Annotated in this window: 21 protein-coding genes; 11 read left to right on the top strand and 10 right to left on the bottom strand. The window is 64.9% G+C overall.

Annotation, left to right across the window (positions count from 1 at the left end; translation table 11 throughout):
* Window positions 1–26: 26 nt before the first annotated feature.
* The 4 genes from ACVIGA_RS06335 to ACVIGA_RS06320 all read left to right on the top strand — a co-directional run bounded on the left by ACVIGA_RS06335 (window position 27) and on the right by ACVIGA_RS06320 (window position 2,519).
* Window positions 27–260 carry a hypothetical protein gene (locus ACVIGA_RS06335; RefSeq protein ID WP_456665699.1) on the top strand — a complete coding sequence of 78 codons (234 nt, stop codon included), beginning with the start codon at window positions 27–29 and terminating at the stop codon, window positions 258–260.
* A gap of 33 nt (window positions 261–293) precedes the next feature.
* Window positions 294–728 (top strand): DUF1801 domain-containing protein, encoded by a 435-nt coding sequence (locus ACVIGA_RS06330; protein ID WP_456665698.1) that lies wholly within the window; start codon window positions 294–296, stop codon window positions 726–728.
* A 40-nt stretch (window positions 729–768) separates the two neighbouring features.
* Window positions 769–1,269 (top strand): N-acetyltransferase family protein, encoded by a 501-nt coding sequence (locus tag ACVIGA_RS06325; RefSeq protein WP_456665697.1) that lies wholly within the window; start codon window positions 769–771, stop codon window positions 1,267–1,269.
* Window positions 1,270–1,463: 194 nt separating this feature from the next.
* Window positions 1,464–2,519: a phosphatase PAP2 family protein gene (locus tag ACVIGA_RS06320; protein WP_456665696.1), complete on the top strand. Its 1,056-nt coding sequence runs from the start codon at window positions 1,464–1,466 to the stop codon at window positions 2,517–2,519.
* A gap of 26 nt (window positions 2,520–2,545) precedes the next feature.
* Here the strand turns inward: ACVIGA_RS06320 and ACVIGA_RS06315 are convergent, their stop codons facing one another.
* The 8 genes from ACVIGA_RS06315 to flgF form a co-directional block, all read right to left on the bottom strand.
* Window positions 2,546–2,953, bottom strand: a complete 408-nt coding sequence (locus ACVIGA_RS06315; RefSeq protein ID WP_223970230.1) for a hypothetical protein — start codon at window positions 2,951–2,953, stop codon at window positions 2,546–2,548.
* 147 nt (window positions 2,954–3,100) lie between these two features.
* Window positions 3,101–3,439: a hypothetical protein gene (locus ACVIGA_RS06310; RefSeq protein ID WP_456665695.1), complete on the bottom strand. Its 339-nt coding sequence runs from the start codon at window positions 3,437–3,439 to the stop codon at window positions 3,101–3,103.
* Between the two features lie 155 nt (window positions 3,440–3,594).
* The gene (locus ACVIGA_RS06305) at window positions 3,595–3,888 is read right to left on the bottom strand and encodes an antibiotic biosynthesis monooxygenase (protein WP_176530232.1); all 294 of its coding nucleotides are present in this window, start codon (window positions 3,886–3,888) and stop codon (window positions 3,595–3,597) included.
* 96 nt (window positions 3,889–3,984) lie between these two features.
* On the bottom strand, window positions 3,985–4,419 hold the full coding sequence (locus ACVIGA_RS06300; RefSeq protein WP_456665694.1) for a hypothetical protein: 435 nt from the start codon (window positions 4,417–4,419) through the stop codon (window positions 3,985–3,987).
* Between the two features lie 267 nt (window positions 4,420–4,686).
* Window positions 4,687–5,439, bottom strand: coding sequence for a flagellar basal body L-ring protein FlgH (gene flgH, locus ACVIGA_RS06295; protein WP_223970235.1), 753 nt, complete (start codon window positions 5,437–5,439; stop codon window positions 4,687–4,689).
* A gap of 5 nt (window positions 5,440–5,444) precedes the next feature.
* Window positions 5,445–6,500, bottom strand: a complete 1,056-nt coding sequence (gene flgA / locus ACVIGA_RS06290; RefSeq protein WP_456665693.1) for a flagellar basal body P-ring formation chaperone FlgA — start codon at window positions 6,498–6,500, stop codon at window positions 5,445–5,447.
* 2 nt (window positions 6,501–6,502) lie between these two features.
* Window positions 6,503–7,291, bottom strand: a complete 789-nt coding sequence (flgG, locus tag ACVIGA_RS06285) for a flagellar basal-body rod protein FlgG (RefSeq protein ID WP_173637555.1) — start codon at window positions 7,289–7,291, stop codon at window positions 6,503–6,505.
* Window positions 7,292–7,307: 16 nt separating this feature from the next.
* Complete coding sequence (flgF, locus tag ACVIGA_RS06280; RefSeq protein WP_456665692.1) at window positions 7,308–8,072, bottom strand: flagellar basal-body rod protein FlgF; 765 nt, start codon at window positions 8,070–8,072, stop codon at window positions 7,308–7,310.
* Between the two features lie 382 nt (window positions 8,073–8,454).
* Here flgF and fliL point away from each other — a divergent pair, with 382 nt between their 5' ends.
* Genes fliL through ACVIGA_RS06260 form a run of 4 tightly spaced genes read left to right on the top strand, consistent with a single transcriptional unit; the run spans window position 8,455 to window position 11,431 of the window.
* Window positions 8,455–8,943, top strand: coding sequence for a flagellar basal body-associated protein FliL (gene fliL / locus ACVIGA_RS06275; RefSeq protein WP_223970240.1), 489 nt, complete (start codon window positions 8,455–8,457; stop codon window positions 8,941–8,943).
* A gap of 18 nt (window positions 8,944–8,961) precedes the next feature.
* Window positions 8,962–10,161 (top strand): flagellar motor switch protein FliM, encoded by a 1,200-nt coding sequence (gene fliM / locus ACVIGA_RS06270; RefSeq protein ID WP_223970241.1) that lies wholly within the window; start codon window positions 8,962–8,964, stop codon window positions 10,159–10,161.
* A complete protein-coding gene (locus tag ACVIGA_RS06265) occupies window positions 10,158–10,631 on the top strand; it encodes a DUF6468 domain-containing protein (protein WP_456665691.1) in 474 nt (157 codons plus the stop codon). The genes fliM and ACVIGA_RS06265 overlap by 4 nt, the downstream gene beginning before the upstream one ends.
* Entirely contained in the window at window positions 10,628–11,431 is an 804-nt protein-coding gene (locus tag ACVIGA_RS06260; protein ID WP_456665690.1) for a MotE family protein, read from the top strand. Before ACVIGA_RS06265 ends, ACVIGA_RS06260 begins: the two co-directional genes overlap by 4 nt.
* A gap of 22 nt (window positions 11,432–11,453) precedes the next feature.
* Here the strand turns inward: ACVIGA_RS06260 and ACVIGA_RS06255 are convergent, their stop codons facing one another.
* Window positions 11,454–11,663, bottom strand: coding sequence for a hypothetical protein (locus tag ACVIGA_RS06255; RefSeq protein WP_456665689.1), 210 nt, complete (start codon window positions 11,661–11,663; stop codon window positions 11,454–11,456).
* A gap of 213 nt (window positions 11,664–11,876) precedes the next feature.
* On the opposite strand from ACVIGA_RS06255, the gene ACVIGA_RS06250 reads away from it, so the two are divergent.
* Window positions 11,877–15,686, top strand: a complete 3,810-nt coding sequence (locus ACVIGA_RS06250; protein WP_456665688.1) for a tetratricopeptide repeat protein — start codon at window positions 11,877–11,879, stop codon at window positions 15,684–15,686.
* 112 nt (window positions 15,687–15,798) lie between these two features.
* Here the strand turns inward: ACVIGA_RS06250 and ACVIGA_RS06245 are convergent, their stop codons facing one another.
* Entirely contained in the window at window positions 15,799–16,644 is an 846-nt protein-coding gene (locus tag ACVIGA_RS06245; protein WP_456665687.1) for a glyoxalase superfamily protein, read from the bottom strand.
* 270 nt (window positions 16,645–16,914) lie between these two features.
* Between ACVIGA_RS06245 and ACVIGA_RS06240 the strand changes: the two genes are divergently transcribed.
* Window positions 16,915–17,151, top strand: a complete 237-nt coding sequence (locus ACVIGA_RS06240; protein WP_050631036.1) for a hypothetical protein — start codon at window positions 16,915–16,917, stop codon at window positions 17,149–17,151.
* 25 nt (window positions 17,152–17,176) lie between these two features.
* Window positions 17,177–18,136 (top strand): LysR family transcriptional regulator, encoded by a 960-nt coding sequence (locus ACVIGA_RS06235; protein WP_456665686.1) that lies wholly within the window; start codon window positions 17,177–17,179, stop codon window positions 18,134–18,136.
* Window positions 18,137–18,196: the final 60 nt, after the last annotated feature.

Genomic DNA, 18,196 nt, shown 5'->3' with positions numbered 1-18,196 from the left:
CACACATCATCCAACAGGAGGTCACATTGAACTGGAACAACTGGATCAGGCAATTTCACCGCTGGCTCTCGATCGCCTTTACGGTTGCCGTCATCATTAACATCGCCGCGATGGTGCTGCAGCAGCAAGCCGTCTGGATCGGCCTGCTGGCGCTGTTCCCGCTGATCTTGATGCTGCTCAGCGGCCTGTATCTGTTCGCGTTGCCCTATCTGGCGCCGCGGCGGATGCAGGGAGGATCGACCTCCGCATCACAAGTGTGATTGCATGGGACAGGCTGGGACCACGAGGCAGCAATGACGGCATCGGAACGTATCGACCAGATGATCGAGGATCTCACCGACTGGCGCGGCAAGACGCTCGCCGGCCTGCGCAAGAGCATCCTCGCCGCCGACCCCGAAATCATCGAGGAATGGAAGTGGATGGGCAGCCCGGTGTGGTCGCGCGACGGCATCATCGCGGTCGGCAACGCCCACAAGGGCAAGGTGAAGCTGACCTTCATGTACGGCGCGCAACTTCCGGACCCCGACAAGCTGTTCAACACCGGCTTCGAAGGCAATGTGCGGCGCGCGATCGACCTGTTCGAGGGCGACAAGATCAATGATCGCGCGCTGAAGGCCCTGATCCGGGCTGCGATCGAGCTCAACCAGGCCAAATCCAGCAAAACTGCGAAGAAGCCGGCGAAGAAAGCGGCCGCGGGCGCTCGCGCAACCGCGAAGAAGAAGGCATGAACTGCGCCGGCATGTGGCCCGCTGTTTCGGTCCGTCCGAGATGATCGAGACCAGGCTCGCTACATCTTCGGATGCGGAAGCGATCTCAGCGCTGCTGACGGCTAACGCAGGCGACCGCGGCGGCATGCTGCTCGGGCAATGGCCGCGCGAGGTGATTGCAACGCGCATCGCAAGCGGGCAATCGATCGTCATCGCGACCGGCGATCAGGGCAGGTTGCTCGGCGCGCTCCTGACGTCGGAGAAAGGGTTCGGCGAGGCCGCGCCGGTGCAAGCCATGCTGAAGGCCTGGCCGGGCGGCCCCGGTGCGTATGTGTATGGCCCTGTGTGCGTCTCCCCTGACGCGCGCGGCCTCGGCGTTCTCGACGCGCTCTACGCAAGGCTTCAGGCAATTTTTCCCGCCCGCGAAGCGATCCTGTTCATCAGGGAAGACAATCCGCGCTCGCTCAAGGCGCATCTGCGGCTCGGCATGCGCGAGGTCGCGCGATACGACTTCGGCGGCAAGGTTTTCGTGGTCCTAAGCGACGGGCCCGCCCCCAAATAGCCCGGACCCTGAGTTCTGCGCACGGGAACTCCAGTCCCGCTGTCAGCAATATCGGGAAATAAATCATTCACCATCGGATACGAAAGACCGGCGACCTACCACGGGTTGTATCGGATTACCAATGCAATCGCAGGGGTGGCTGCTAAACCTGTGGCTGTGGAATGAGCGGGCCTCGTGTCGAGGCGCCCGCTGGAATGGCAGTCGCAATGTTCAGTCAGTTGTTTGGTCCGTCACGGACCGCGCCGTCGGTCGAGACCGATGTCGCACAGCAGGCCTCTCCGAGAACAGCAGCCACGAGCGAGGAAACTCGCATCCCGCAACCCCATCAGCGGGTCGAGCGCGGCGCGTGGTTGATCGGCATCGCGGCGAGCGGTTTCGCCGGCTTCCTGCTCTGGAGATTCGAGATCGCCGTCGAACCCGAAAGTCTGGCGCTGTTCTTGGGCCCGATGGGGTTTCTCCTTGCCGTCGATATCGTCTATGGCAGATGGCGCTCCGCGCCGGTTCTGTCCAACCTGGCAGGAGCGGTTGCCGTGTTCTTCTGGTCGGCTGCGGCGGCCGCAACGATCAGCCTGGTTGGCCTGAGATACAAGTTTCCCCTGATCGATGACAGTCTCGCCGACGCCGATCGCGTCATCGGGATCGATTTGCCGTCCATCATCCTGTGGTTTGCAAACCATCCCTGGCTGACCGAGTTGCTCGCCGCCGCCTATTGCAGCTCCTTCGTCCAGGTGGCCGCGCTGTTCGTGCTGCTGGCGGCGACAAAGCGCTTCGACAAGCTTTGGCAACTGGCGTTCGTGTTTGCCCTGACGATCGTTGCATCGACGATGTTTTCGGTGTTCTGGCCCGCCAAGGGGGCCTTTGTCTATTTCGACCATCCCGTGGCGATCCTCGATGCGCTGCCCGAGCACGCGGGGATTTATCATCTCGCGAAGTTCGAGTACTTCCGCAACGGGGCGTCTCCGGAATTGTCGTTGAGCAATCTGCAGGGCGTGGTGACCTTTCCGTCGTTCCACACCTGTCTTGCCTTGATGACGATTTTCGCGACGATCGGCACACGGTGGCTGTTCGGCATCACGCTGATCTGGAATCTCCTCGTCCTCGTCTCGACGCTTCCGATCGGCGGCCATTACGTCATCGACCTGACCTGCGGTGCGCTGCTGTGGCTGGCGGCGACGAAGATCGAGGCGATGCTCGGCAGATCGTTCATGACCTTGCGCGAAATGCCGATGCCGGAAGCCGTGTCCGCCTAGCGCGCGAGCGTGGAGCGGATGAACGATCAAGGGATCGTTCGCGGCTCCACTGTATCGGCAAGGCGTTTTGCGTCGCGGACCAGCGGGTAGATTCCGATGCACGTAAGCACGCCGAACACGATTGCGCCGAATGTTCGCGTGAAGTCTGCCGACTGCAAGACCACGGCCATCACGGCGATGCCAAAGCCCGACGAGAGCATGGTGATGAAGAGATATGACCAGAGGAATTGAGTTGCCTGCTGATTGGCGGCATCGCCGGCAGCGAGCTGGCGAACCTCACGGCGCGTCCAGAACCAGTCGGAGACGACAGGGATCGCGAATAGAACCGTGACAGCGAGATAGAGGCCATCGAAGCGCCTGATCGCGGCTGCGAGGCACAGGCCGAACACAAAGGCGCCGACGGCGCCGCAGGACGCATGTGCGACGAGCTTCATGACCGTGCTCGGCCTGGTGCCCATGGCGGTCGTGTCCGTGATCGTTCGGCCCATGTGGCGTTTGCGCCATCATACCGCGAACCCCGGCGATTGTCGCGTGGATCGGAGCTCCGATAGCTCCGTCCGGGCCCCCGCCGCGCGACGTCGCTACGCCGAGATGTCGACTGCCTGGCCGGCCTTGCCGGCGTTCTTCTGAAACGACTGCTCGATCAATTGCTTGATCTTCTGCTCGACCGCGGCGAGTTGATCCGGCGTCATGGCCTTCAGGTCCTGCTCCGACAGACCCATGCTCTTGAGGATGTTCGCGCGCATGCGGTCCATCGGGCTCATCTGCGCGTATTTGAGAAATTCCTGCTCGATGGTGCCGTCGGATGGGCTGCCGCTGGCGGCTTGCGTGGATCCGCTAGCGTCGGCCGTCAGCGGCTTCTTCAGTGTGCCAGTCGTCATGCTGGCTGTGACTGGTCCAAAGGCCGAGATCGACGTCATCTGCGCGCGCTGTCCCCGTTGCAATGCTGCAGCCGCGGAGCAATTGGCGTGCCATCCGGCGCATCAGCAATTTCAAGGAGATCGCGACGAAGCGGCACACGCCAACCGTGCCGCAGGAAAGTTCTGCCGGGCGAACCTTGCCGGGGAAGCGGCCGTCACGCCTTGGTATGCACGATCACTGGACCCGCAATCGCGGTGACTTGCCCGACCAGCAATGGACCGAGATTGTCATCGATCCAGGCCAATGCGCGGCGGTTGGCTTCCTCGGCGCCGGCATGATTGTTGAAGACGCTGATCGCGGTGACCGTGTCGTCGCCGGCATAGACCACGTAATAGGCCATGAAGCCTTCGACGTCGCTGATGATCGGAATTGCGCCTTCCTTAATCCGGCGCGCGAGTTCTTCGGCGCTACCAGTCTTCGCCTTGGCGTGACGGATGGCGGCATACATGCGTTCCTCCTTCCGGCTGCATCGATCGGGCTGCGCTTCGCGCATGGCCGATGGTACGCCTGAAGGCGCGGAGATGCCATCGCGATTGCGGACGGATCAGCTGAAACGCCTTGTCACGACGGTCGTGCGGCGGTCGGGGGGCTTCGGCAGCCTCGTCACATCCGCGCGGGTCGTCGTGGTCTTTGGACCACCGGCGGGCGCCTGCTCCTGTTGCTGCAGAAACAGCGTGGCCTCGAACAGTACGCCGGGGGCTTGCTTGGCGCTGCCCGAGCACACCGCGCGATTGCCGCTGAAGGTGCCGGTCAGCTGCGCCTCGACCTCGTCGCATCCGAACACGGTGGTGAACGGGCCGTCGGCATATCTGTGCGTCGTCAGGACCGCCGTGAAGCGGTCCTCATCGAGCTGATAGGAGCCGCCATAGGTGAACATGGCGTCGCCGCCTGAGATCCTGCCGTTTGCGAGCTGGACTATTCCGGTGCCTTCGCCGCGCGGCGTGCGAAACCACGCCGCATATCGACCGTCTCTTTGCATGACCGTCACGAACTGCAAACCCTGCGTTGTCGTCTAGCTACGTTGCAAGCGTCGGGACTGCTACTGCGGGTTGCTGCAACGGTTAACGAACCGAGAAAGCGATCGCACGACTTGCACGAAGCAGTATCGGACTGGTGCGCGACGATCGCGCGAGTGCATGCGACCGGTCACAAGAACGCCACGGCCCTCGCCAGGGGAGCTAGCGAGGGCCGTGTTGGTACACCGCGCCGCGCCTAGGTTCGCGACGAGATGTGGGAGCTCGAGAAGCTAGAAGGGCAAGAGCACGTCGAGAACCTGCTGGCCGTAGCGCGGCTGTTGCACGTCGGTGATCTGGCCGCGGCCGCCATAGGCGATGCGGGCCTGGGCGATCTTCGAGGAGTCGATGGTGTTGTCGCTCTGGATGTCTTCCGGGCGCACGATACCGGCCACGACCAGCTCGCGGATTTCGTAGTTGACGCGGATCTCCTGCTTGCCTTCGACGACAAGATTGCCGTTCGGAAGAATCTGGGTGACGACGGCGGCGACGTTGGTCTGCAATGCTTCCTGCCGGTTGACCGAACCCTTGCCGTCGCTCGAAGCCGTGGAGTCGGCGGTCAGGATGCGGCCGGGCAGGATCTTGTTCGCCTGCGTGATGGTCTGCGAGCCCAGGAAGTTGGTCACCCCGGAATCTTCGGAATTGGTGCGGCTGCGCTGGGTTTCGTTGGCGATCGCGGCCTTGTCGGTGATGTTCACCATGACGGTCAGGATGTCGCCGACACGCGCGGCGCGCTGGTCCTTGAAGAAGGCGCGTGAGCCGCTGCGCCACAGCGAGTTGGGGCTGTAGGAGGCGACCTCGGGCTTCGGCATCGGCATCTGGACCGGCTTGTAGCCGGGCTGCGCCGTCGGGTTCTCGATCTCCGTCAGCTTCGGCTTTTCACCGATCTGGGAGAGACGGTCGATCGACGAGCAACCGCTGGCGATCGTTCCGAGTGCGAGCAGCGCACCGGTCAGGATGAGGCGGTTGATGCGGTACTGGGACATGAACTTTACTCGGCGTTTGGTGCGACTGAACTCAGCTTGACGGGAGCGGAATCTGAAGAGGCGGCGTCGGCGGCCGGCGCGGCGCGCGGGGTCGCGACCGAGATCGAAACCTCGCCGCGGCCGGTGACGACGCCAGTGACGGCGCGCTTGGACTGCAAATTCATCACGTTGACGACATCGCCCTCGGCGCCGCCATCCATCGCCTTGCCGCGGATCGTGAGGTAGAGACCGGAGGTGCGGTAGACCAGTGTGACGTTCTGGTCGCGGGTGACGAGATCGGGCTTTGCCATGTCGGCGGTGCGCAGCGCCTGGCCGGCGCGGATCTGGCGGCGCATCTGCATGCCGACGGCGCCGTCGCGCGCCGCCGCGTCGTTGCCGATTTCGGCTTTCGGACGGCGCTCGACCGCCACGTCGGAGGCTTTCAGCACATCGCCGCGTTCGACATTGCGGGTCAGCACGGCGGCCTCGATGGTTTCGATCGCGGTGCCGGTGAGGCGCAGTTTGTACGGCGCCGTGCCGGCTTCGTTGCTGACCTCGAAGGTGACGTCAAAACGCGTCGAGCGCGGGTCGTAGCGCACGGCGACGGGCTGCATCGCGCCGGTGTTGGTTGCCTCGAGCCTGATATCGCCGGGATCGCGGTCGAAGGTGAGTGCGATATTGCCGGCCCTGCCGAGCCCGTGGCGGCCTTCCAGCGCGCGTGACAGCTGCTGCTCGATCTCCTTGCTGTCGATGGTGCGCGCCAGCCGCGTGACGGTGATCTCCTTCAGCTCGCGGGTGTCGACGCCGATCACCTGATGGGTGCGCAGCAGGTTCAGCACCTGTGCGACCGGCAGCGTGCCTGTGGTGCCGAGATCGGGCGCGCGGTAGATCGCGACGCTGCCGGCGCTGCCGGCGTTGTCGATGAGGTCGCCGACCCGCACGATGTCGTCCGCGACCGTGACGCTGGCGCGCAGCGTCGGCACCGCGATGGTCTCGCCGCGGACTTGCGCTGTGGCCGGTAGCGCGGTCACCGCGAGGAGTGCGGCTGCGATCAGGAATGAGCGGGCGATCATCGACATCATCCTCAGCGGAACAGGTTGGAGGTCGACTGCATCATCTGGTCGGCGGCGGAGACCACCTTGGAGTTCATCTCATAGGCGCGCTGCGCGGCGATCAGGTCGGAGATCTCCGAGACCACCTCGACGTTGGCCTGTTCGAGGTTGCTCTGCTGCATGTCGCCATAGCCGTCGGTGTTGGCGATGCCGTCCTGCGGCTGGCCGGAGGCCGGCGTTTCCTGGAACAGGTTGTCGCCGATCGGCATCAGGCCGGCCTTGTTGATGAAGCGGGTCAGGCCGATCTGGCCGATCGTGGTCGACGCGGTCTGGCCCGGCAGCGTCACCGAGACCTGGCCTTGCGCATTGATGGTGAGGCCGGAGGCGTTCTGCGGGATCGTGATCGTCGGCTGCACCAGATTGCCCTGTGCGTTGACGATGCGGCCCTGGTTGTCCATCTGGAACGAGCCGTCGCGGGTGTAGGTGAAGGTGCCGTCCGGCATCAGGATCTTGAAGAAGCCTTCGCCGCGGATCGCGATGTCGAGATCGTTGCCGGTCGGCGACAGCGTGCCCTGGGTCATCATCCGCGGCGTGCCGACGGTCTTGACGCCGCCGCCGAGGTCGATGCCCATCGGCATGATGGTGTTCTGGTCGGAGGCCTGCGCGCCGACCCGGCGCACATGGTCGTAGATCAGGTCCTGGAACGCGGCGCGCTGCTTCTTGTAGCCGGTGGTGCGCAGGTTCGCGATGTTGTTGGAGATCACCTGAACGCTGAGTTCCTGTGCCGCCATTCCGGTCGCCGCGGTATAAAGTGCGCGCATCGTTCAATCCCCCGGATCAGTTCGGCACGTCGGCGAGCTTCTCGATCGCCGATTTGTGCAGGTCGCTCTGCTGCTGGAGCAGCGAGGCGATTTGGGTGTAGGTCCGCGTGATCTCGATCATGCGGCTCATCTCGACGACGGAATTGACGTTCGACTTCTCGATGAAGCCCTGGCGGATCTGCGCCTTGGTGTCCGGCAACGGCGTCGCGCCTTCGCCCGGCACATAGAGGTTGGAGCCTTCCTTGAGCAGGCGCTGGGCCTGCGCGAACGAGACCAGCCGCAGCTTGCCGCGGATCGAGTCGAGCCGGGACGTGCCCTCGAGCACGCTGACGTTGCCGTCGGGGGCGATGTTGACGTCGTGATCGGTCTGCTGGAACGTGATCGGGCCGGCGGTGCCGAGCACCTGGTAACCCGAGGCGGTGACGAGCTGGCCGCGATTGTTGATCGCGAGGTTGCCGTCGCGGGTGTAGCGCTCGCCGCCCGGGGTCTGCACCACCAGGAAGGCGTTGCCGTCGATCGCGACGTCGAGCGGGTTCTTGGTCTCTTCGGTCGGGCCCTGCGAGAAGTCGTGGAAGGTCGCGCGGTCCTGCACGAAGGAGACGCGGCGGTCGGAGGACGCGAAATTGTCCTCATGCGCGTTCGAGGACAAATATTCCTGGAACAGCGACCGGTCGGCCTTGTAGCCGTTGGTGTTCATGTTCGCGATGTTGTTGGAAACGACATCCAACTGCCGTTCCAGCACCATCTGCTTCGATAGTCCGACCAGAAGCGTATTCTGCATCGGTGGTTCTCCCCTGTGAGGTGATCCGATGCGAAAGGTTCTCCCAAACCTTCACGCCGGACCGTCGGTAACCATTGGGTTCTCCCAAACCCGCCAGTTACGTCGTCCTCTCAGCGAAACCCGTGCCAACTTGAAATAATGAGATATTTGAATTGGTTAGGTGTTTTGCAGGGCGCCAGCCGGGCGGCAGAAAGGTCTTGTTGACCATGTTTGCCCGGCAGTTTTTTCCTAGTGGAAGTTAAATCCTAAGCTTCCGTTAACCATTATGGCCCCAGTGTTGCCGGCATTGGGGCGCGTGTGCGCCGGCGGCCTTTGTATCGCGTCTTCAAGCCAAAGCTGGGGCAAATCGCGTTCGCATCCTTCGGGTTGAAGCGAGCGGACGATGGCGGATGAGGAAAAGACGGAAGGCGGCGAGGGCGCGGCCGCTCCGAAGAAGGGCAAGCTCAAGCTGATCATTGCCGTCGTCGGCTTCCTCGTCGTGCTCGGCGCGGGCGCGGGCGGATGGTTCTTCTTCATGCGCGGTCACGGCGAGGAGCAGCACGCCGAAGCGCCGCCGCCGAAGCCGCCGAGCTTCGTCGACGTGCCCGACATGCTGGTCAATCTGGTCGGCGCGCCCGGGGAGCGGGTGCAATATCTCAAGCTGAAGCTCGTGCTCGAGATCAAGGAAGAAAAGCAGGTCGAAGCGATCAAGCCGGCGCTGCCGCGCGTCACCGACCTGTTCCAGACCTATATGCGCGAGCTGCGCCCGAGCGATCTCAACGGCTCGGCCGGCCTGTTCCGTCTCAAGGAAGAGCTGACCAAGCGCGTCAACCTCGCGCTGGCGCCCAACCAGGTGAACGCGGTGCTGTTCAAGGAAGTCGTGATCCAGTGACGGGGCGGATGTAAAGCCATGGCCGGCAACGACCAGATGGACCAGGACGCCATTGCGGCCCAATGGGAAGCCTCGCTCGATTCCGAGGATCCCGCGGCGGCCGCGGCGGAAGCTGCCAAGAACGAGCTCACCGAGAACATGGCGCTGCAATGGGCCGCCATGGTCGAGGACGGCAGCCGCGACTTCGGCGGCAAGACTAACGGCGAGCGCGTGCTGTCGCAGGAGGAGATCGACAATCTCCTCGGCTTCACGGTCGGCGACGTCAGCCTCGACGATCATTCCGGCATCCGCGCCATCATCGATTCCGCGATGGTGTCCTACGAGCGTCTGCCGATGCTCGAAATCGTGTTCGACCGCCTAGTGCGGTTGATGACGACATCGTTGCGCAATTTCACCTCCGACAACGTCGAAGTCTCGCTCGATCGCATCACCTCGGTGCGCTTCGGCGACTACATGAACTCGATCCCGCTGCCGGCGGTGCTCTCGGTGTTCAAGGCGGAGGAGTGGGAGAATTTCGGCCTCGCCATGGTCGACTCCAACCTGATCTATTCGATGATCGACGTGCTGCTCGGCGGCCGCCGCGGCCAGACCCAGCTCAAGATCGAGGGCCGGCCCTATACCACGATCGAGACCAACCTCGTGAAGCGGCTGGTCGAGGTGGTGCTGTCGGATGCCGAGCAGGCGTTCCGGCCGCTGTCGCCGGTGACCTTCTCGATCGACCGGCTTGAGACCAACCCACGCTTTGCCGCGATCAGCCGCCCGGCCAATGCCGCGATCCTGGTGCGCCTGCGCATCGACATGGAAGACCGCGGCGGCAATGTCGAATTGCTGCTGCCCTATGCCACCATCGAACCGATCCGCAACGTGCTGTTGCAGATGTTCATGGGCGAGAAGTTCGGCCGCGATCCGATCTGGGAAGGCCATTTCGCCACCGAGGTGGCGCAGGCCGAGATTGCGGTCGATGCGGTGCTGTACGAGGCCGATATCCCGCTCAAGGAGCTGATGAAGCTCAAGGTCGGCGACACGCTGCCGCTGGACATCCGCTCCGACGCGCTGGTCTCGGTCCGTTGCGGCAACGTCACCCTGACGGAAGGCCGCATGGGCCGCGTCGGCGACCGCGTCGCGATCCGCGTCACCAAGAATTTGCGTAAACCCCAAACCACCTTCGCGATGTTCGAGAAGGCGGATGAGCGGACCAAGATGATGGAGGCACCATGAGTCATGTGCTTGGACTAGCAATCGAGAGTCTGGTGGCCATGCTGCTGATGCTGACGATCGGCTATTGCTGGCTGCTCAACAAGCGCCTGCAGCGGCTGAAGGCGGACGAACATTCGCTGAAGGCGACGATCGCCGAACTGATCACCGCGACCGAGATCGCCGAGCGGGCGATCGGCGGGTTGAAGCACGCGGTGCGGGACGTCAACGAGAATCTCGGCAATCAGCTCGATGCGGCGGTGCAGATGTCGGCGCAGCTGAAGAACCAGCTGGCGGAAGGCGACCATGTGGTGCGCCGCCTGTCCAAGATCGCGTTGGCCGCGCGGCCGGCTGAGCCCGCGTGTGCGCCGGCACCAGCAGCGGCGCCCGCCGCGCCGGTGGCGCAGGCGCCCAGGGTTTCGGCCGCGCGCGCGGTTGCCGCGGCGGCTGAAGCCTTCACCGAGCGCAGGAGGGCCGGCGGCCTCGCTGCATGAAGTTGCTTCGTGACATCAGAGTAATGCCTGTGGTGCTGGTCGCGATCTTCGGCCTGATGGTGCTGAAGGTCGCGGGCCTGGTGCTCGATGGCGGTTACGTGTTTGCCGAGGACGCACCGCCGGCCGGTCCATCTTGGGCGCAGCAGAATTTCAACTTCCCCGGCGCGCCCAAGGCAGTTGCCGACAGCAAGTTCAAGGCCGACCCCAATGACATCACGGGGTCGGTGCACGGCAAGGAAGAAAAGAAGGACGAGGCACCGAAACCGGCCGCACCGGCCGCGGAGGCGCCCAAGCCCGACGGCGTGGTGGTCAATCTGGATGCGCCGCCGCCGGTGTCGGCTTCCGAACGCGCGATCCTGGAGCGGTTGCAGTCGCGCCGCCAGGAGCTCGAGACGCGCGCCCGCGAGGTCGAGATTCGCGAAAGCCTCCTGAAGGCCGCCGAGAAGCGCATCGAGGCCAAGGTCGAGGAGGCCAAGGCCAACGATGCCAAGGCGAATGCCGATGCAGCAGCCAAGGTCGAAGCCGACGCCGCCCGCTTCAAGGGCATCATCACCATGTACGAGAACATGAAGCCGAAGGACGCCGCCAAGGTGTTCGATCGGCTGGAGATGACCGTGCTCTACCAGATCGCCTCGCAGATCCAGCCGCGCAAGATGTCGGACATCCTCGGCCTGATGCAGCCCGAGGCTGCCGAACGGCTCACGGTCGAACTCGCCCGCCGCGCCGGCGGCGACAAGTCGGCATCGACAGACGATCTTCCCAAGATCGAAGGCAAGATGCTCGCGCCGAAGACGAATTGACGGAGCGCGCTAGCCTCAGAGGCTAACTTTCGGTGGGTTTGCGCCCGCGAGCCAGGCGACGCGCCTTCGCAATGTCGGCGATGGCCGTCGCGACGAGAGATGGATCGTCCTCATCCAGCGCCGCTGCAATACAAGCGGTTTGCTGCTCAAGTGTTTTCCGATGTTCCTGGATGTCGAATCTCTGCGTATTGAGCAGCAGCCTGAACCACCCAGTTTCCGCGAGCCATTCCAATGTGATGGCAAGTGTTCTTTAACCATACCACAAGCACGTTCGACCGTGGTCTGAAACACCCATTGCCGGTAGCGCAGGTGCCTGGTTCCTTCACAGCCCCCTAAACAATCTATTGACGTTAACAGCTCCTTAACGCCGCCCGATCCAAGATCGGGACGCGTGGGCGAGGGCGCTTCGCGCTGGTATGGCTGAGGTCCGAGAAGACGTTTCGAGATGGCGCGAACGGCTGCCGCTGAAACATGGTCGCTAGGCCGCGCCTGGGCGCGGACCGCGCGTCTGTGTCTGCTTGCCACCGGCCTTGCCCTTACAACCCTCACATATCCAGCCACGGTGCGGGCCCAAGACCCGCCGCCCGTGCCGGGCGAGGCGACATTCTCGGCCGCGAACGGCTATGCCCGGCTGGTGCTGAAGCTGAAGGAGGATGTCGAGTCGGAGGTCACGACCGCTGGCTCGATCATCGTGATCCGCTTCAGGCGTCCGGTCGATATCCCCGTCGAGAAACTCTCCGAAGCGGTGCCCGACTATGTCGGCGCCGCGCGCCGCGATCCGGACGGTTCGGCGATCCGCCTGTCGCTGGCGCGGCGCGTTACCATCAACACCATGACCGCCGGCGAGCGCATCTTCGTCGACTTCCTGCCCGACAGCTGGACGGGCCCGCCGCCGTCGCTGCCGCAGGAGGTGATCCGCGAGCTGGCGGAGCGCGCCCGCGCCGCCGAGCGTCTGTTGCGCATCCAGCGCGCGGCCGATGTCGCCAAGAAGAAGCCGCCGATCCGTGTCCGCGCACTGGTGCAGCCCACCTTCGTGCGTTTCGTGTTCGAAGTGCCCGACGGGGTCAGCGTCTCCTCGGTGCTGAACGAGCAGAAACTGACGCTGTCCTTCAACTCCGTCCTGGCCTTCGACCTGGCCGATGCCAAGGTCGCCGCTCCCCCGAACGTCGCATCGATCAGCTCGCGCGCCGACACGGATACCTCAGCGGTCGACGTGACGCTGATTGGCGATGTCGACGTGCATTCGTTCCGCGACGAGAAGAACTACATCGTCGATGTCGCCTTCCAGCAGGCCGAGCAGCAGCAGGCGGCGAAGCCTTCGCTGAGCTCGTTGTTGCCCACGCAGCGCGGCAAATCGAAAGGTGCGGCTGCGATCGCGCCGGTGACATCGGAGAGCATCGCGCAGCAGGCCAAGATCGAGATCAAGGCCGAGCAACCCAAATCTGAGCAATCAAAGGCGGAGCCGGCCAAGTCCGAACAGCCAAAGTCGGAACAGGTAAAGTCCGAGCCGGCCAAGCCCGAACAACCGGCGCCCGCGCCCGCCAAATCGGAACAGCCGAGGTCCGAGCAGCCCAATTCGGAGCTGCCGAAGATCGCCGCGGCGCCGCCGGCCGAGGTCGAGAAGGCCGCTGCACCAGCCGCGCCGCGCGAGGGCGGCACTCCGACCGAACAGAGCGACGCGCCAAAGCCTGCGCCTGCCGCCGCGGCCGCGCCGGCCATGGAGGCACCGAAGCCGGCGGCGGCGCCATCGTCGCCTGCCGAGGCTCGCGCCGGCGCCGAGTCTGCTGCCAGTTCCGCGGTCGAAGCCCAGCGCGACAGCGACGGGTTGCGGGTGACGTTCTCATTCCCCGGCGCGACGCCGGCGGCACTGTTCCGTCGCGCCGACACGGTATGGATGGTGTTCGACACGCCTGAGGCGATCGACGTCGATCCGATTCGCGCCAGGGCCGGCTCGCTGATATCAGACGTCAGCCGGATCGCGCTGGAGAAGGGGCAGGCAGTGCGCTTCCGCCTCAACCGGCCGCAGATGCCGTCGCTCGAGAGCGACGATCGCTCGCGCGGCGTGAGCTGGACGCTGACCTTCGCCGACCGGGTGCAGAAGCCGCCGCTGCCGCTCAGCGTGGTACGCAATATCAGCGAGCCCTCGCTCGCCAACGTCAGCGTGCCGCTCGCCAATCCCGGCCAGCTCCACAGGCTGATCGATCCCGACGCGGGCGATACGCTCTGGGTCGTGACCGCACCGCCGCCGACCCGTGGCATCATCAAGCGGCAGGATTTCGTCGAGCTCTCATTGCTGGAATCGATTCACGGCGTCGTGGTTCATCCGAACGCCGACGACGTCAAGGCGGAGGTCGGCGCCGACAAGGTGACGCTGGGCCGGCCCGGCGGCCTGACGCTGTCATCGGCCGACGTCGCCGCCGAGCGCGCGACCGCGGCGGTGAAGCCGCTGTTCGATCCGGACGAGTGGCGCAAGAACCAGTCGGAGAATTTCCTCAAGCAGCTCGACGGCCTGATTGCGGCGGCTTCGACGGCCAATGCCGAGCAGCTGCCGCAGGCGCGGCTCGATCTCGCCGATTTCTACATGGCGCGCGCCATGTACCAGGAAGCCCATGGTGTCGCCAATCTGATGCTGTCCGAAAGCAAGCGCGGCAGCGAGGCGGCCTCCGTCGTGATGGTGCACGCGGTTGCCAGCATCCTGATCGGGCACCCGGCGCAGGGTCTCAAGGACCTCGCCAATCCCGTGATCGGCAATGGCTACGATTCGCAATTGTGGAAGGGGCTGGCTTTCGCTCGCGAGGGCAAATGGCCCGAGGCGCGCGAAAAGTTCAAGAACGCCGAATTCGCAGTCGCGACGTTGCCGCCCGATCTGCAGCGCATCGTCACGATCGACTCGATGAAGGCCTCGCTCGAGGTCAAGGACTATGCCGGCGCCGCGCGGCGCAAGAGCGATCTCGACGTGGTCGGCGTTCCCGACGCGCTCAAGCCCGCGGTTGCGGTGCTGCGCGGCCGGCTCGCCGAAGCGCTCGGCCAGGAGAAGGATGCGCTCGACGCCTACCGCTTCGCCGCCAATTCGCCCGACCGTCAAGCCGCCGCCGAAGGCAGACTGCTGGAAACGCTGTTGCGTCAGAAACGCGGCGAGATCGGCCGCGACGATGTGCTGAAGGAGTTCGAGCTGTTGTCGATGCTGTGGCGCGGCGACAATATCGAGCTGAAGACGCTGTACGTGCTGTCGAAGATCTATGCCGAGACCGCGCGCTATGCCGATGCCTTCGCGGTGACCCGTGCGGCGACCCGGTTGCAACCGAACGCGCCGGAATCGCGCCAGGCGCAAGATGCCGCCTCGGCGTTGTTCGTGCAGCTCTATCTGGGCCCGAAGGGCGACGAGATGGCGCCGATCGATGCGCTCGGCACCTTCTACGACTATCGCGAGCTGACGCCGATCGGCCGCCGCGGCGACGAGATGATCCGCCGTCTCGCCGACCGTCTCGTCGGCGTCGATCTGCTCGACCAGGCCGCCGACCTCCTGCAGTACCAGGTCGACAAGCGGCTCGAAGGCGCGGCGCGCGCCCAGGTCGCCGCGCGGCTTGCGATGGTCTATCTGATGAACCGCAAGCCCGACCGCGCCATCGGCGCGCTGCGCTCGACCCGGATCGCGGACCTCTCCGGCGAACTGCGCCAGCAACGGCTGCTGCTCGAGGCGCGCGCGCAGAGCGACGTCGGCCGGCACGACCTCGCGCTCGACATCATCTCGAACATCACCGGCCGCGAGGCGATCCGGCTGCGCTCGGACATCTATTGGGCGTCGCGGCACTGGCGCGAGGCGTCCGAGCAGATCGAGCTCTATTACGGCGACCGCTGGCGCGATTTCACCCCGCTCAACCCGAGCGAGAAGGCCGACATCATCCGCGCCGTGGTCGGCTACGCGCTCGCCGAGGATGCCATCGGGCTGTCCCGGTTCCGCGAAAAATACGCGCCGCTGATGTCCGGCGATGCCGACAGGCTCGCGTTCGACTCGGCCAGCAAGCCGGCTGCCACCTCGAGCGCGGAATTCGCCCAGATCGCGCGGATGGCCGCCAGCGTCGACACGCTCGACGGCTTCATCCGCGAGATGAAGACCCGCTTCCCCGACGCCACCGCCCGCGCGCCGCTGCCCGATCCGGTCACGACCGGATCGCTGCCCGACGGGCCAAAGGCCGCGCCGGTCAGCACGCTCCCGGTCATCAAGGGCGAGCGCCGCGCCGGCGCGACGCCGTAGAGTTTCGGTTCGGATTGAATCAGAACCGAAGCTCTAGATTCTAGTCTTGAGGCGTTTTCTTCACGCGAACCGGTGTCCACTTCGCTCGAAAACGCTCTGGTGGCACGGGCTGCTACGGGCCGGGAGTCACCCACGCGGTCGAAATGATGCCCTTGTCGTCAAGCGCGATGCGCCAGTGCGCAGCGCCGTTCGCCTGTCTGACGCTATAGACGTCTTCGCCCTGCTCGCCGACACCGAGAAAGCGGATCGCCTGGATCGTGCCGAGGTCCGCGAGGGGCTGAAGCCACGTCATCTGCTTGCGGGTCGCTGCCGCCAGCGCCGGGCTCATCTCATTGTAGTTGGGATTCCCCGAGGCGATCCCATCGATCAGGCGGTGCAGTGCGGCCTCGGTTCCGGGACTGGCCGACTGGTTCTTGACGCGCTCCGCCGTCTGATCGGCGATCTTCCGTGCCGCCGCGGCATCGATACGCGTCATCGCAATATCGCTGCCGTTCTGATGCAGAATCAGCGAGGTGGCTCGTCCGTCCGGTCCGACGACGAAGCTGACCTGGGCGTCGACAATCCTGGCGAAGAATTCGGTCGTGCTCTCCGCAAAGAACCGCACCGAGCGCTGCCCGGTCAGTTGCATCACCAGATGATGTTCGTCGGGTGTCACCGTGAACACGGCGCGGTCGTTGAGCCGGTAGAAGCCGGCATAATTGTCGAGCACGGCTGAATCCACCGCGATTTCCTGCCGCGCGGCGATCGGCGGTGATTCTGCAGTGGAGTCTGCAGCCGGTGCCGGCGTGCTCGGCGGTCCGGCGGCCTGTATCCGCGCCGCCAGCGTGTTCCAGTCGCGTTGACCGAACAATCTAGCGATCAGCTCCAGGCTGTCGCTGTGGGTGAGGGGGATCGATTTGGCGGCGAGCGCTTCGCGCAGCGTCTGCGCCATCGCCTTGGCATCACGAAAGTCGCGCATGAGATCAACCTTTGCATCGACGAACGGAAAGCGTCAGGGGCTTGCGTTGCTGACCCGTTCGTGCGGGCAAAGGAAGCCTGAAACCTGGCTTGATACGTTTACCGTCCCCGGGCGGGGTGCAAGCGGCGGGTGGTATCGACCCGGTCCGATGTTCGCCGGGGACCTGCAATTTGTCAATTGCAACAGCCCGTGATCGGGCACGTCCTCTCGACATTTCGCTGCCAAATCGGCAACCATGGCTGATGTCGCCAGCTGGGAGGACGTCGTCACATGAGCAAGCCGATCAAGACCGAAGCCGAACTCATCGCGATGGCGCGGGCCGAGTTGAAAGTCCATGCCGACTGCCCCGACGGCATCGACATCTCCGTGCTGCGCGACGGCGACAGCTGGGAATTCCGCGCCAGCGCCAACGAGGCCACGGTGGCGCGGCCCGGATACCCCGAATGCGTCGCGATGCTGGTGCAGATCGGCGATCACCTCAGCAAGCAGTATGACGTGAAGGGTTAGCGGCGGCCGCGGCCCGGGGAGAGCGATGGACCGCATCGACGCCATGAAGGTCTTCGTCGCGGCGGTCGACGAGGGCAGCCTTGCCGGCGCGGGGCGGAAATTGCGGCGCTCGCCGGCGGCGGTCAGTCGGGCGATCGCGTTCCTCGAACATCATGTCGGCGCCGAGCTGCTTCATCGCACCACGCGGTCGCTGAAGCTGAGCGAGGCCGGCCAGCGTTACGCGGCAGCGTGCCGGCGAATCCTCAGCGAGCTCGAGGAGGCCGACATCTCGGCCGGCGGCGAGCGGTCGGCGCCGCGCGGCACGCTGACCATCACCGCACCGGTCGTCGTCGGCGAGGACGTGCTGCGGCCGCTGCTCGATGCCTTCGTGGCCGAGCATCCGGCGGTGTCGGTGCGGCTCGCGATGCTCGATCGCACCGTCAACCTGATCGATGAGGGCATCGACGTTGCGCTGCGCATCGCCCATCTTGCCGATTCCAACTTCATCGCGATCAAGCTCGGCGAGGTGCGCCGCGTGGTCGCGGCGTCGCCCGGTTATCTTGCGCAGCATCCCATGATCGGCGAGCCGGCCGATCTCGCAAGGCACCAGATCATTGCGATGACGCATTTCGGGCTCGACTCCTGGAGCTTCCCCCCGGCCGCGAAGTCGAAGGTCGCGCGCGCGGTCCAGTTCGCGCCGCGGCTGGTCGTCAACACGGTGCGGGCGGCGGTCGCCTCGGCCAGCGAGGGGCACGGCGTCACCAGGCTGTTCTCGTATCATATCGCCGAGGAAATCCGTGACGGACGGCTGCGGATCCTGCTAGCCGGCGACGAGCCTCCGCCGTTGCCGGTGCATCTGCTGGCGCCGCAGGGGCGCTTCGACGTGCCCAAGGTGCGCGCCTTCGTCGATTTCGCGACGCCGCGGCTGAAACGCTATTTCGAGCGGCTGTCACGCGAGGCCAGCCGGGCCAGTCGTTCGCGCCGCGGAAGAGTGTCTGCCGAATAGCGGGCATTCGCGCGCAATGCGGATGTATCTAGCTTGCTCTCCATCGAGGCGGCGCTGTTG

The sequence above is a fragment of the Bradyrhizobium sp. USDA 3240 genome (assembly GCF_054063295.1).
The sequence above is the reverse complement of the archived record's forward strand: the minus strand, read 5'-3'. Positions and strand labels throughout refer to the sequence as shown.